The organism is Anaerofustis sp., from assembly GCF_019420015.1.
In the GTDB taxonomy this organism is placed as follows: Bacteria; Bacillota; Clostridia; order Eubacteriales; family Anaerofustaceae; genus Anaerofustis.
This window is the reverse complement of sequence record NZ_JAHZIA010000030.1, coordinates 14096-29396: the sequence shown is the minus strand read 5'-3', so window position 1 is coordinate 29396 and position 15301 is coordinate 14096. Positions and strand designations below refer to the sequence as shown.

9 protein-coding genes and 3 tRNA genes are annotated in these 15301 nt (G+C 31.1%); 11 read left to right on the top strand and 1 reads right to left on the bottom strand.

Annotated elements, in window-relative coordinates; all coding sequences use genetic code 11:
* Positions 1-1596: nucleoside recognition domain-containing protein (locus QZ357_RS05735; protein ID WP_290773002.1), on the top strand; the 1596-nt coding region annotated here is incomplete at its 5' end.
* Positions 1597-1654: 58 nt separating this feature from the next.
* On the opposite strand, the gene QZ357_RS05730 is transcribed toward QZ357_RS05735, so the two are convergent.
* On the bottom strand, positions 1655-1909 hold the full coding sequence (locus QZ357_RS05730; protein WP_290772999.1) for a hypothetical protein: 255 nt from the start codon (positions 1907-1909) through the stop codon (positions 1655-1657).
* Positions 1910-2374: 465 nt separating this feature from the next.
* Between QZ357_RS05730 and QZ357_RS05725 the strand changes: the two genes are divergently transcribed.
* The 10 genes from QZ357_RS05725 (at position 2375) to nifJ (ending at position 15168) form a co-directional block, all read left to right on the top strand.
* Positions 2375-2450: transfer RNA gene (locus QZ357_RS05725), tRNA-Val, on the top strand.
* Between the two features lie 6 nt (positions 2451-2456).
* Positions 2457-2531, top strand: a tRNA-Gly gene (locus QZ357_RS05720).
* Positions 2532-2537: 6 nt separating this feature from the next.
* Positions 2538-2627: transfer RNA gene (locus QZ357_RS05715), tRNA-Leu, on the top strand.
* A 249-nt stretch (positions 2628-2876) separates the two neighbouring features.
* Entirely contained in the window at positions 2877-4664 is a 1788-nt protein-coding gene (locus QZ357_RS05710; protein ID WP_290772996.1) for a DUF262 domain-containing protein, read from the top strand.
* A gap of 199 nt (positions 4665-4863) precedes the next feature.
* Complete coding sequence (locus QZ357_RS05705; RefSeq protein WP_290772994.1) at positions 4864-5475, top strand: hypothetical protein; 612 nt, start codon at positions 4864-4866, stop codon at positions 5473-5475.
* Positions 5476-5489: 14 nt separating this feature from the next.
* Entirely contained in the window at positions 5490-5990 is a 501-nt protein-coding gene (locus tag QZ357_RS09815; protein ID WP_366934122.1) for a hypothetical protein, read from the top strand.
* Between the two features lie 42 nt (positions 5991-6032).
* Positions 6033-7478, top strand: coding sequence for a site-specific DNA-methyltransferase (locus QZ357_RS05700; protein ID WP_366934121.1), 1446 nt, complete (start codon positions 6033-6035; stop codon positions 7476-7478).
* 109 nt (positions 7479-7587) lie between these two features.
* The gene (locus tag QZ357_RS05695) at positions 7588-8220 is read left to right on the top strand and encodes a hypothetical protein (protein WP_290772991.1); all 633 of its coding nucleotides are present in this window, start codon (positions 7588-7590) and stop codon (positions 8218-8220) included.
* Positions 8217-11336, top strand: a complete 3120-nt coding sequence (locus QZ357_RS05690; protein WP_290772988.1) for a DEAD/DEAH box helicase family protein — start codon at positions 8217-8219, stop codon at positions 11334-11336. Before QZ357_RS05695 ends, QZ357_RS05690 begins: the two co-directional genes overlap by 4 nt.
* 319 nt (positions 11337-11655) lie before the next feature.
* Positions 11656-15168, top strand: coding sequence for a pyruvate:ferredoxin (flavodoxin) oxidoreductase (gene nifJ, locus QZ357_RS05685; RefSeq protein WP_290772985.1), 3513 nt, complete (start codon positions 11656-11658; stop codon positions 15166-15168).
* The last annotated feature ends 133 nt before the right edge of the window (positions 15169-15301 follow it).

Genomic DNA, 15301 nt, shown 5'->3' with positions numbered 1-15301 from the left:
TGTACAAATAAAATATCCGTAAATCCCAAATGTATAAAATATAATGAGCATATAGAAAGAAATATAGAAAAAATAGTTAAAGAGCTTGAAAAGGAAAATATTATTAAGTATACATATTTGTATAGATGGATTGCTCTTAAACTGATGGATGATGACGAAAGAATAATTAAAAGTATAGATGAATTTTTGGAAACGGATTTAAAAAATATAAAATCTATTAAAAAAGTTCTAAGAGAAGTAAGAACCGATTTAATGATGCATAATATTACTCCCGGTAATTTTCGGGATAATATAGTGAGCAGAATACTGGAAAATAATGAGAATATATGTTTGGATATATTGGAATATGAAAACAGAGATTATAATGAAAAGGATCGTAAGCTGGATAAAATTTTAACTTCCAAAATTTTTGGAATACCTATTATGTTGGGATTTTTAGGATTGATATTTTGGATTACGATTTCAGGTGCGAATTATCCTTCTTCTTGGTTATCATCTTTTTTTGAGTATTTAGGAGATAGGTTATATGCTTTTTTTGATTATGTAAATGCACCTTTGTTTTTGAAGGGAGTGTTGATAGACGGAATGTATAACACTCTTTCATGGGTGGTCAGTGTGATGCTTCCTCCTATGGCTATATTTTTCCCGCTTTTTACTATAATGGAAGATCTCGGTTATTTGCCGAGAATAGCTTTTAACTTGGATAAATATTTTAAGAAAGCTTGTGCGTCGGGGAAGCAGGCTCTTACCACATGTATGGGGTTTGGATGCAATGCCGCCGGAGTAATAGGCTGCAGAATAATAAATACAAATAGAGAAAGGCTTCTTGCTATCCTTACCAATTCTTTTGTACCTTGCAACGGAAGATTTCCTTTTTTGATAGTGGTTTCTTCGATATTTATCGGTGGTGTTGGAGTCGGTTTTGGAAATTCATTTCTTTCTACTTTAGCTGTTTTGGGTGTAGTTCTTCTTGGTATGTTTTTTACTTTGTTTATATCAAAAGTGTTATCTAAGACTTTGTTAAAAGGTGAGGTAAGTACTTTGACGTTGGAACTTCCTCCTTACAGAAAGCCTCAAGTAGGCAGGATACTGATAAGATCTATATTTGACAGGACTTTATATGTTTTAGGAAGAGCCGTTGTTTTTGCAGCTCCTGCCGGTATGGTTATATGGTTGATGGCTAATGTTATGATAGGGGATGTAAGTGTACTTTCATGTATTGCAAGTTTTCTTGATCCTTTCGCAAAACTGATGGGACTTGACGGTTATATTCTCACAGCATTCATACTTGGTATTCCTGCAAATGAGATAGTACTTCCTATAATACTTATGTGTTATTTGGGGAAGGGAACTATGGTAGATATGGAAAGTACTATGGAAATAGGTAAAATTTTGATTGGTAACGGATGGACAATATTAACGGCGATAAATGTTATGTTGTTTACTCTTTTGCATTTTCCATGTGCGACTACATTGATGACGATAAAAAGTGAAACGAAAAGTATAAAATGGACTTTTTTGGCTTTTATTATTCCTACTTTATGCGGTATATTTCTTTGTATGTTTACTAACTTGGTTTATAATTTATTTTTGTAGAGGTAATGGATTTTTCCGTTACTTCTTTTTTGTTAGTTTTTATATTTTAATATTTTTGTTAGGACATTGCTTTTTTCAGTATTCTTCCGTATTCTCCTTTCATAAAGGAAAATGCGGTTAATATATCAATATTTTCTTCTTTTAAGGGTTTTAATTCTTTATTTATGAAGTCGTAGTATATATTGATTTTTTTCGTTATTCTTTTTTTATCCGATTTATTTTCATTAAATATTAAAAGATTTTCTAGTCCGATAATATTGTTTATGTATCCTATTAATCTGAAACTTATGTCATTAAAAATTTTTTCATTCATATAAAAAATTCCTTTCTTTATATATTTTAAAATTTTATTGTTTTCTTTTAAACGGTATAACATATATTATTTTTAATGGGATTAAGCAGAATAAAAGTTATGAAAATTACTGGGGGTATTAAATATCCGATAAAAAAATTATAATACATATCAGGTTAAATTAATTACGATAATTTTGAATAAAAAATAAAATGAAAAAGACACTCATAAAGAGTGTCTTTCCTTGTATTTTCTTAAAAAGGGTAGTCGGTTAAGAATTTACAAGTTTAAGGTTTTAAAAAGAAGCAATTGCTTCTTTTCTATTATATTTATTTTAATGCATAAATCAATATTTTATTTGTAAATTTTTGTCATTTTTTGTTTTTAATTCATACGACAAAAATATTAATATTTTATTTTGATTATAAAATTTTTTTTGAAAAATATTGACAAAACGGGGTAATTGTTTTATACTATATCGTGCTTGGTCGCATAGCTCAGCTGGGAGAGCACCTGCCTTACAAGCAGGGGGTCATAGGTTCGAGCCCTATTGCGACCACCATTATATGCGAAAGTGGCTCAGTGGTAGAGCATCGCCTTGCCAAGGCGAGGGTCGCGAGTTCGAATCTCGTCTTTCGCTCCATACAATGCCGAAGTGGCGGAACTGGCAGACGCACAGGACTTAAAATCCTGCGATCCTTATACGATCGTACCGGTTCGATTCCGGTCTTCGGCACCACTTGAATGAAACAGCTTAGGCTGTTTTTTTATTATATAAAAAAATAGCTTGTTACGAGATATTATATAACTATTAAACAAGGTATTTTTATTTTATTATCAAAATTCTGGATTTATTGTAAAATAAAAATAGTATGATATATATTTAACCCATAAGTTACATATAAATTTTAATTATGATTTTTAATGAATGGGTATGAATGAATAATTGAGTAATCATAAAACATATCAATAAATGGGAGATTATTGAATGGAGCAAATATTTAGTAATACAACGCTGACAGTAAATCAGCTAATAGAAAAAATTGATACAGGAGAATTGGGACTCCCGGAATTACAACGTCCGTTTATTTGGAAAGATGCAAAAGTTCGAGATCTTTTTGATTCAATGATGAGAGGATATCCTATTGGTTATCTTATGTTATGGGAGTGTCCAACTTTAGATAAGAAAAAAACTATTGGTACCGAGTTTCACAGTTATGATTCTCCGAAGGAAGTTATTATTGATGGACAGCAGAGGCTTACATCTCTTTATGCAGTTATTAAGGGGAAAAAGGTTATTAACTCTAAATATGAAGAGAAATCAATAGTAATATCTTATAATCCCTTACAGGATAAGTTTGAAGTAGGATATCAAGCAACAAAAAAAGATCCGGAATGGGTGTATAACATAAGTGATATATTTACTACGGATGATATGTATGACTTTATTAATACTTTTATCGAAGATTTGAGAAGATACCGCAAAAATAAAGGTGATGATTTAGAAAAAGAGGAGTGTTCTAGGATATCAAAAAATATTAATGCGGTAGGAAATTTGAAGAATCATTCACTTCCCGTTTTTGACATTAAATCAAATGCAGAGGAAGAAGACGTATCCGAGATATTTGTCCGTGTAAATTCCGGTGGCGTAGCCTTAAAGCAAAATGATTTTATTCTGACCCTTTTGTCTCTTTATTGGGATGAAGGACGAAAAGAAATTGAAAAATTCAGTCAAGAATCAAGGCAGCCTAAGAAAGATACTGTTACATCATATAATCAGATAACCGAAGTATCACCACAGGATATTATCAGAGTTGTGATGGCATATGGTTTTAATAGAGCCAGACTTAAATACGGTTATAAACTTCTTAGAGGTGCCGACTTTGATAAGAAGGGTGTTATTGATGCAGATTTAAGAGAGCTGCGATTTAATACACTTAAAGAAAAACTTCCGGATGTTATTAATGTTCATAACTGGCATGAGTTTTTAAAGTCTATTATGAATGCAGGGTATCTTTTGGGTGATATGATTTTATCGGTAAATGCAATCTACTATACTTATTCAATGTATTTGATTGCAAAATACAGATTTAATGCGTCATATAATGACAATATGCATTTGACATCATTATGGTTTTTCTATGCGTCTCTGTTATCTTTATATACCGGATCATTTGAATCAACTGCAGAACAACATCTTAACGTTATTAAGGCACTCCATACTTTTGAAGAATATAAGGATTTTGTGATTTCAAGAGTAAGCGAAAGATTAACTAATGACTATTTTAATATTACTTTAGTGGGAGAGGGATTAGCTGTATCAGGACGTGGCAACAATGCTTGGAATGCATACGTTGCATCGCTGAATATTTTAAATGCAAAAGTTCTATTTTCAAAAAGCAATCTACTATTATCCAAATTATTTGAAACGGGAACTGACGGTAATCGTAAATCATTGGAAAAGCACCATTTGTTCCCTAAAGCTTATTTAAAGAGCAAAGGGTATACTGATAGAAAAATTAATCAAATGGCAAATTATGCGTTTATTGATTGGAAAGATAATATGGATATTTTAGACGATGCGCCGTATGTGTATTATCCCATAATTTGTCAAGGCAGAAGTGCCGAACAGATAAAAGAAATGGAGGAAGAGAACGCTTTGCCTCATGGCTGGGAGAAAATGGACTATGAGGATTTCCTTATTGAAAGACGAAAATTGATGGCTTTAAAAATTAAGGAAGCATTTAATGTTTTAAAGAATAATGCGACGGATTAAACATTTTCATTTTGCTATATTAAAATATTTATTTTACAATAAATGTAGTATTTATATTAAAATAATTTTTATAAGACAGGAAAATATTTTCCTGTCTTTTTTTGTATTTTGATATTTTATTGTCAAAGTCTGGGATTTGGTGTAGAATAAAATCGAAATGTTTTAAAAAGTTAAAATAAAGAACGAGAGGTATTATGTATTGGATTTATTAAAAGAATTTATAACATCTTTTTTTTCACTTATTTGTACATTGGGGGTTTTATTAATTCCATCCGTAAGCGATTTTGTTGTAAAAAGAATTCAATGCTCTTTCGATAAAACACTGGAAGATAAAAAAAGTCAAAATGAAAGAAAAAATTATATAAGTAAAACAAAATTTGATTTGGAATTTTCACTTTATAGAGAGTTAACGAGAAATTTTAATGATTTGACAGATAAGATTTATATATTAATACCATATGGTATGGCAAATGTTCCCATCTTTGATAGTGAGGAAAAAATAGATAAATATGAGCGAAAAATACATAAAGAAGCTACTGAATCATATAACGTATCATGTAGCTGTTTAAGAGGAAACATTCCTTTTATTCCCGAAAGTTTTTATAATGAATATAAAACAATATTACAATTATGTCATATGCAACTGGATGTTTATGCGCAAAGATGGAATGCATCATATGAATTATTAAGCAAAAAGGATAGAGAACCTGAAAGAAAAGACTTTAAAAGGACAAGAGAAATAAAATGTAAATTTGAAAGTTTAAATAAAGATATAAGAAAATATCTTGAAAATTTGGATGTATTAGAATAAATTGGAGGAAGGATATGAACAAACTAAAAATGCACACACCGAACAAGGCCGATGATAATTTTATAAAATTAAAAGAACTTTTTCCAAATGCCGTAACGGAAGTAGTAGACGAAAACGGAGAAGTTGTCAGGGCTATAGACAAAGATATATTAATGCAGGAAATAAATACAAAGGTAGTTGAGGGAAGGGAAGAAAGATATGAGTTTAATTGGCCTGATAAGAAAAAATCCGTTCTTTTATCAAATATGCCTATAAATAAAACCCTTCGCCCTGTTATTGAAGATGAAAAAACGCCTACGGGAGAAGACAGCAAAGGCGAAAAATATTTAAGCAGCGGCAGTGTGGATTTTGAGAATACGGAAAATTTATATATAGAAGGAGATAATCTTGAAGTTTTAAAATTACTTCAGGAAACTTATCTTGGAAAGATAAAAATGATTTACATCGACCCTCCTTATAATACGGGAAGTGACTTTGTTTATGAAGATGATTTTTCTTTGGATTATGGTGAATAGATAGAAAACAGCGGTCAATATGACGAAGAAGGAAACAGACTTGTGAAAAATCTTGAAAGCAACGGTCGTTTTCATACAGACTGGCTTAATATGATGTATCCAAGATTAAAAATCGCAAAGGATTTGCTTTCCGATGACGGAGTGATTTTTATCAGTATTGATGATAATGAGCAAAATAATTTAAAGAATATTTGTGATGAGGTGTTTGGGGAAAACAATTATATTGGAACATTTATAATTAATTCTACACCAAATGCGAGAGACTATGGACATATTGGTAAAATGCATGAATATGTGTTGTTTTATTCAAAAAATAGTATATATACATATACCAATTTATTACCAGAAGAAAATAAAAATTTTAAATATAAAGATCAATATGGTAGCTTTAATATTCATCCATTATATAATAGTAATGAAACCTTTAATAATAAGAATAGACCAAATTTATTTTATCCATTTTATCTTTACTTAGATGAACCTATAAATAATGATTTTTATAGAATTGGATTAGAAAAAAAAGATAATAGTATTGAGATATATCCGCCAACATCTGTAAAAAATTCAGTACAATTTGTATGGAGATGGGGAAAGGATAAAGCAAAAGAATTTATGAATAAAGAAATTATAGGTTATAAAACAAATGATGGTGAATATCGTATTGTTCAAAAGATGAGAAATGATAAAAAAATTATACGCTCGATTTTAAATAGTAAAAAATATACAAGTAGACGTGGAACTTTAGAGTTGGAGCAACTCTTTGATGGAAAATATTTTAACTTCCCAAAACCTACTTCTTTGTTGTTGGATTTTATTTTTGTTGGGACATCTAAAAATTCTATAATTCTTGACTTCTTCTCAGGCTCCGCCACCACCGCTCATGCTGTAATGCAGTTAAATGCAGAAGACGGAGGGAAACGTAAGTTTATTATGGTTCAACTTCCGGAAAATACAGACGAAAAAAGCGAAGCTTATAAGGCAGGATATAAGAATATATGCGAAATAGGAAAAGAAAGAATAAGAAGAGCAGGTAAGAAAATAAAAGAAGAAAACAAGGATAAAGAAGGGATAGAAAATCTTGATGTTGGTTTTAGAGTTTTAAAGGTTGACAGTTCTAACATGAAAGATGTTTATTACAGACCTGATGATTTTGAAATGAGCATGCTTGATAAAATGGAAGATAATATAAAAGAAGACAGAACTTCAATGGATTTACTATTTCAAGTAATGCTTGACCTTGGGATAATGCTTTCAAGCAAGATTGATAAAGAAGTTATTGACGGAAAAGTTTTATACAGTGTTGAAGATGATAAATTAATTGCTTGTTTTGATGAAGATTTAACGGAAGAGGTTGTGGAAAAAGCAGCAAAAAGAAAGCCTAAATATTTCGTTACAAGGGACAGCTCGCTTAAAAATGACAGTTTGATGACGAACTTTGAACAAATATTTAACAGAGAAAGTAAAAATACTGTTTGGAGGGTGATTTAATATGAAGATATATCGAAATGGAATATATATTTCAATATATATTTGTGTTATATCTATTTTATTAATGTTCCTTTTTCATTTTGTATTTAATTTGTTTGTTGCAAAATTAATGTTTAATAACTTAAGTAGTATAGAAAGTGTTTTATATGATATTTTACTTGGTATTTTTTGTAGTTCTTTTGTGGTGATGATTACGAATATTGGCTCATATAAAATAGAAAAATCAAAAAGTATTGGGTACATTAATTTTTATTGTACAAAATATATTTCTGAATTAGCAAATTTATTACCTTTTCTTGCTGATTTTTCATCTTTAGGAGAGATGAAAGTAAATTTGAATAAATCAGTTGATATTATAAAAAATAATGAGAATGTAAATTCTATTGTAAAAAAGTTAATAGATATAAATAATGAAAGAATGTTAGCTTTTGATGGATTTTATCCTTTCTTAAAAAAAGATAAGAAAAATTTATGTATTCATCATGTTGTTTGTATGCTTTATAAAATTAATAATGTTATAAGTTCATTTGATAATGCTTATAATTTGAATAATAATTTAATTTTTAAGCAGGAAAAAGAAGATATATTTATTAGTGATGAAAAATTGAAAGAAAATTTAAAAATTATATTACAGATAGAAAATAATGATTATGAGGATTTTATAAAATCATTTAAAAAAATGAATCATTATTATAAACCAATTAATACAGAAAATTTTAATTGGAAGGAAACATGTCTATGAAATTTAATTTTAAAATACAAGATTATCAGACCGATGCCGTAAATGCTGTTATTGATGTGTTTAAGGGGCAAGATTATCATAATAGTACAAACTATATAAGAGATTTGGGGAATATAGAAAACAAACAAGGGTTACAGACGCATTTTGACGGTTTAAATGTAGATATCGGAATGTTTGATTTATATGATGATACGGGATATAAAAACGCTGATATTTTATTAAGTGATGAAGATTTGCTTGATAACATAAGAAAAATACAAAGCAGTAATAATATACAGTTATCAGACAGTCTGATTAAAGATATAGGAAGATGCAGTTTAGATGTTGAAATGGAAACGGGTACCGGAAAAACCTATGTTTATATAAAGACTATATTTGAACTAAATAAAAAATACGGTTGGAGTAAATTCATAGTTGTTGTTCCAAGTATAGCAATAAGAGAAGGGGTTAATAAAACCTTTGAAATAACAGAAGAACATTTTATGGAGCATTATAGTAAAAAAGCAAGATTCTTTACATATAACAGTAAAAATCTTAATGACCTTGATTATTTTTCAAACAACAGCGGTATAAGCGTAATGATAATAAATACTCAGGCTTTTGCAACTTCTCTTAAGGAAGGCGGAAGGAGTAAAGACAGCCGTATAATATATTCAACAAGGGATGAATTTAATTCAAGAAGACCTATTGATGTAATATCGGCAAACAGACCGATTTTGATTTTGGACGAACCTCAAAAAATGGGTGGCGCAGTTACGCAAAAGGCTTTACATAACTTTAATCCGTTGTTTTCTATTAACTATTCGGCTACACATATAAACGAGCATAACATGGTATATGTTTTAGATGCACTTGATGCGTTTAATAAAAAGCTTGTAAAGAAGATTGAGGTTAAAGGTTTTGAAGTAAAAAACTTAAGGGGAACGGACAGTTATTTATACCTTGAACCTCCTATAATAGTTTCAAAAGATAAACCTCCTATGGCAAGGATTGAATTTGAAATAAAGACAAACAGCGGAGTAAAGAGGAAAACAAGAAAATTTGCTGTCGGAGATGATTTGTTTGATATTTCAAAGGGAATGCAACAGTATAAAGGATATGTTATATCCCAAATAGATCCTTTTACCGATACTGTTACTTTTACAAACGGAGAAGTAATAAAAACAGGAGATATAAACGGAGATATTTCCGAAGAAGATATGAGAAGAATTCAAATAAGGGAAACAATAGCTTCTCATTTTGAAAAAGAAGAAATGTTATTTAACAAGGGAATTAAAACATTATCATTATTTTTTATAGATGAAGTATCAAAATACAGACAGTATGATGAAAACGGAGAAGAGGTTTTAGGGGAATACGGCAAAGTATTTGAAGAAGAATATATAGATATTTTAAATGAAAAGATTACTCTTTTAGACACTCCTTATCAAAGATATTTGAAGGAAATATGTTCAGATGTTTCAAAAGTTCATAAAGGATATTTCAGCATTGATAAAAAAGGACATATGATTGACGGTAAAATTAAAAAAGAAACTAATTCTTCTGATGATATTTCCGCATATGATTTGATACTAAAGAATAAAGAAAGACTACTTTCTTTTGATGAACCTACAAGATTTATATTTTCTCATTCGGCTTTAAGAGAAGGCTGGGATAATCCCAATGTATTCCAAATTTGTACATTAAAGCATTCTGACAGTCAAACGGCAAAAAGGCAAGAAGTGGGCAGAGGACTTCGTTTATGTGTTAATCAAGAAGGAAATCGTATGGATGTACAGACTCTTGGAGAAAATATTTTTGATATAAACATGCTTACGGTTATTGCAAGCGAAAGTTATAGAAACTTTGTGGCTGATTTGCAAAGTGATTTGAAAAAAGAATTATATAACAGACCTACTATTGCATCGGTAGAATATTTTACAGGTAAGATTATAAAAGTTAATGGTAAAGATGTTGAAATAACACAAAAAGAGGCTAAATGGATAAATAAATATTTATATAGAAATGATTATATAGACGATGATGATAAAGTAACAGATGAATACAGAAAGGCTGTTAAATTAAATGAGTTGGAACTAATGAGGGAAGAACTTAAGCTTATGGCTGAAGGGATTCATCAACTTGTACAAGCTATCTTTGATGAAAAAGTGCTTAAAGAAATGCATCAAGATGCGAATAAATCAAAGGTTTTTGATAATCCTCTAAATGATAATTTTAAGAAAAAAGAGTTTCAAGAGTTATGGAAAAATATAAATCATAAATATGTTTATAAAGTTGATTTTGAAAGCGATGAATTAATTTATAAAGTTGTTAAAGAATTAAATTCGGATTTTTATGTTTCAAGTATTCAGTATGTAACTACAAGAGGAAGTCAAAAAAGAAATATAACTTATGATGAAATTGAAAGAGGAGATGCTTTCAAAGTAGAAAATAATTCTACAAAAACAATGACTTTTTCTTCAAAAAGCAATGTTAAATATGATTTGGTCGGAAAAATTGCTTTAGAAACTGCTCTTACAAGAAGGACTGTTGTAAAAATTTTGAAAGGAATGCATGAGGATAAATTTTATCAATATAGAAATAACCCTGAAGAATTTATTTCAAAAGTAATAAAGATAATAAAAGAACAGAAGGCTTCAATGGTTGTTGAGCATATAACATATAATCAAATTGAAGATAAATATGATTCATCTATTTTTACGGCTGAAAAAAATACACAACCTGTTGATAAAGCATATAAAGCAAAGAAAGCAATTAAAGATTATATATTTACAGACGGTTATGCAGAGGAAAGCACTGAAAAGAGATTTGCAAAAGATTTGGATAATGCCGAAGAAGTTTGTGTATATGCCAAACTTCCAAGAGGATTTCAAATTCCAACTCCGGTTGGGAATTATTCTCCCGACTGGGCAATAGCTTTTAATAAGGGGCGTGTAAAACATATTTTCTTTATTGCTGAAACAAAAGGTTCAATGGATAGCTTGAATTTAAGAGCCGTTGAACAAGCGAAGATTAATTGTGCAAAAAAATTATTTAATGAAATGTCTACAAGCAAAGTTAAATATTCTAAAGTCAGTAGTTATGCAGAACTTATGAATATAATGGAGAGTTTATAAAAATATCATAAAACCATGAGCGCACTTAGTGCTTATGGTTTTATGATATATAATATACGAAAATAGATATATTTACAAAAATGTAACATATAACAGTTACATTTGTCGGAATATTGTTAAAATTAGTTAAATGTAATAACGTTTAAAAATTTAAAATTGTCTTAACTACAAGCTTTTATATGATATGTAAAAAAAAGACTGTTTTTTGAAAAAAATTTTAATTTATCCTTTATTTTTTAAGTATTATTTATTATAATGGGAAAGATGTAAAACATATAATATAATTTTTAGATAAATTTTTGGGAGGATATATTATATTATGGCTAAAACAATGAAAACAATGGACGGTAATACTGCTGCTGCTTATTGCTCTTATGCATTTACTGAAGTAGCCGGTATTTACCCAATCACACCATCTTCTCCAATGGCTGAATGTGTTGATGAATGGTCAGCTGCTGGAAAGAAAAATGTATTTGGTGAAACTGTTGATGTTATTGAACTTCAATCAGAAGCCGGTGCTGCAGGTGCAGTTCACGGTTCTTTAGCATCAGGTGCTTTAACAAGTACATATACAGCATCACAAGGTTTACTTCTTATGATTCCTAATATGTACAAAATTGCCGGTGAATTACTTCCAGGGGTATTCCACGTATCAGCAAGATGTTTAGCATCTCACGCTCTTAACATTTTCGGGGACCACACAGACGTTATGGCTACAAGACAAACTGGTTTTGCTATGCTTTGCTCTAACTCTGTACAAGAAGTTATGGACCTTGCAAGTGTTGCTCACTTAAGTGCTATTAAAGGCAGAGTTCCTTTTGTACACTTCTTTGACGGTTTCAGAACAAGTCATGAAATTCAAAAAATCGAAGAAATGCCTTATGAAGAATTAGCTAAATTAGTTGATTATGATGCAGTTCAAGAATTCAAAAATCATGCACTAAATCCTGAACATCCTGTAACAAGAGGTACATGTCAAGGACCTGAAATCTTCTTCCAAGCTAGAGAAGCTTCTAATAAATTCTATGAAGCTATTCCTGCTATCGTTGCTGACTATATGAAAGAAATCAGCAGAATCACAGGAAGAGATTACAAGCCATTCAACTACTATGGTGCAGCTGACGCTGAAAACATCATCGTAGCTATGGGTTCTGTTTGTGAAGCTGTTGAAGAAACAGTTGATTACTTAAACGCTAACGGCGAAAAAGTAGGTTTACTAAAAGTTCACTTATACAGACCATGGGCTCCTGAATACATGTTCGAAGTTCTTCCTAAATCAGTTAAGAGAATTGCTGTATTAGACAGAACAAAAGAACCTGGTGCATCAGGACAACCACTTTACTTAGACATCAAAGATGCTTTCTATGGTAAAGAAAACGCTCCTTTAATCGTTGGTGGTATTTACGGTCTTGGTAGTAAAGATACTACACCATCTCACATTAAAGCAGTTTATGACAACTTAAAAGAAGAATGTCCTAAAAATGATTTCACAATCGGTATCGTTGATGACGTTACTAACAAATCATTGGAAGTTAAAGAAGATATTATCACAGTTCCAGAAGGAACAGTTTCTTGTAAATTCTGGGGTCTTGGTTCAGACGGTACTGTAGGTGCTAACAAATCTGCAATCAAAATCATCGGTGATAACACAGATATGTATGCTCAAGGTTATTTCGCATATGACTCTAAAAAATCTGGTGGGGTTACAGTATCTCACTTAAGATTCGGTGAAAAACCAATCAAATCAACATACTTAATCGCTGATGCTGATTTTGTATCTTGTTCTACTCAAGCATATGCTGAAAACTATGACTTAGTAAGCGACATTAAACCAGGCGGAGTATTCTTATTAAATACTGTTTGGGATATGGACGATCTTGAAAAACATCTACCAAAAGAAATGAAACAAACTATTGCTAACAACAATATCCAATTCTACACAATCAACGCTACAAAGATTGCTGAAGAAATCGGTCTTGGTAGAAGAACAAACATGATTATGCAAGCTGCATTCTTCAAATTATCTGAAGTTATGCCTTACGATAAAGCTGAAGCTTTACTTAAAGATTCAGTTAAGAAAACATACGGTAAAAAAGGTGACAAAGTTGTTAACATGAACATCGCTGCTATCGAAAACGGTGTTAGCGAACTTGTTAAAATCGATGTTCCTGAAAGTTGGAAAACAGCTGATAACGAAGCTGCCGCTAAACCAGAAAGAACAGAATTCGTTGCTAACGTATGTGACGTTATGAACGCACAAAAAGGTGATACACTTCCTGTATCTGCATTCAACGGATATGAAGATGGTACATTCCCAGCTGGAACAGCTAAATACGAAAAAAGAGGTGCTGCTGTTAACGTACCTGTATGGGAAGCTGAAAAATGTATCCAATGTAACCAATGTTCATATGTATGTCCACATGCAACAATCAGACCTTTCTTATTAAATGAAGAAGAAAAAGCTAACGCTCCTGAAGGATTTGATACAATTGCATCAAAAGGTCCTGGAGTTGAAGGTTATGAATATAGAATCCAAGTTTCTTCTTATGACTGCTTAGGCTGTGGTCAATGTGTTGAAACTTGTCCAACAGGCGCTATTAAAATGGTACCTATCGGAGAAGTTCTTGAAGAAGAAGGTAAATGTTGGGATTATGCAATGACTCTTTCTAAGAAAGATTTAAGCGTAAACAAATTTACTGTAAAAGGTTCTCAATATGAACAACCATTACTTGAATTCTCAGGTGCATGTGCTGGTTGTGTTGAAACACCGGTTGCTAAATTAGTTACTCAATTATACGGAGACAGAATGTACATTGCTAATGCTACAGGTTGTTCTTCAATCTGGGGTGCATCAGCTCCTACAACACCATATACAACAAACGAAAAAGGACAAGGTCCTGCATGGGCTAACTCATTATTCGAAGATAATGCTGAATACGGATTCGGTATGATGCTTGGTGTTAAGAAAATGAGAAAAACAATTGCTAACAAGCTTGAAGCATTAGTAGCTGATGAAGCTGTTAAAGCTGATGTTAAAGACGCTGCTAAAGCTTGGTTAGACGTTAAAGACGATGGCGAAGCAAGTAAAGAAGCAAGTGCTAAATTAGTTGCAGCTTTGGAAGCTTGTGGATGCGATAACGAAAATGCTAAGTATGTATTAGCTAACAAAGATCAATTAGTTAAAAAATCATTCTGGATTCTTGGTGGAGACGGTTGGTCATACGATATCGGTTACGGCGGACTTGATCATGTACTTGCATCAAACGAAGACGTTAACGTATTGGTATTTGATACAGAAGTTTACTCAAATACAGGTGGTCAATCTTCTAAAGCTACTCCAGCTGCTGCAATAGCTGAATTTGCTGCTTCTGGTAAGAAAACTAAGAAGAAAGATTTAGGTATGATGGCTAAAACATATGGTTATGTATATGTTGCACAAGTAGCTATCGGGGCTGATAAAAACCAATTAATCAAAGCTATTAAAGAAGCTGAAGCTCACAACGGTCCATCTTTAATCATCGCTTACTCTCCATGTATCAACCATGGTATTAACATGACTAAAGCTGGAAGTGAAGCTAAAAAAGCTGTTGAAGTTGGTTACTGGCATCTATTCAGATATAATCCAGATTTAGTTGCAGAAGGTAAAAATCCATTTATCTTAGACAGCAAAGAACCTAATATGGAAGGATTTATTGATTTCCTTAAAGGTGAAAGAAGATATGCTAACCTTGCAAGACAATATCCTGAAAAAGCTGATGCATTATTCGAAAAGAATAAACAAGACGCTCTTGAAAGATACCAAGGTTACAAAACATTAGCTGAACAAGAATAATATATTCTCAAAAATTAAAGACACTGCTTGGGCAGTGTCTTTTTTATTTCATAAAATAGATTATTTAAAGTATTATTGTTCGGCAACAGAATATTTTCCTTGCTGTTTTTTATTGCTACTTTTTTATTTTGTA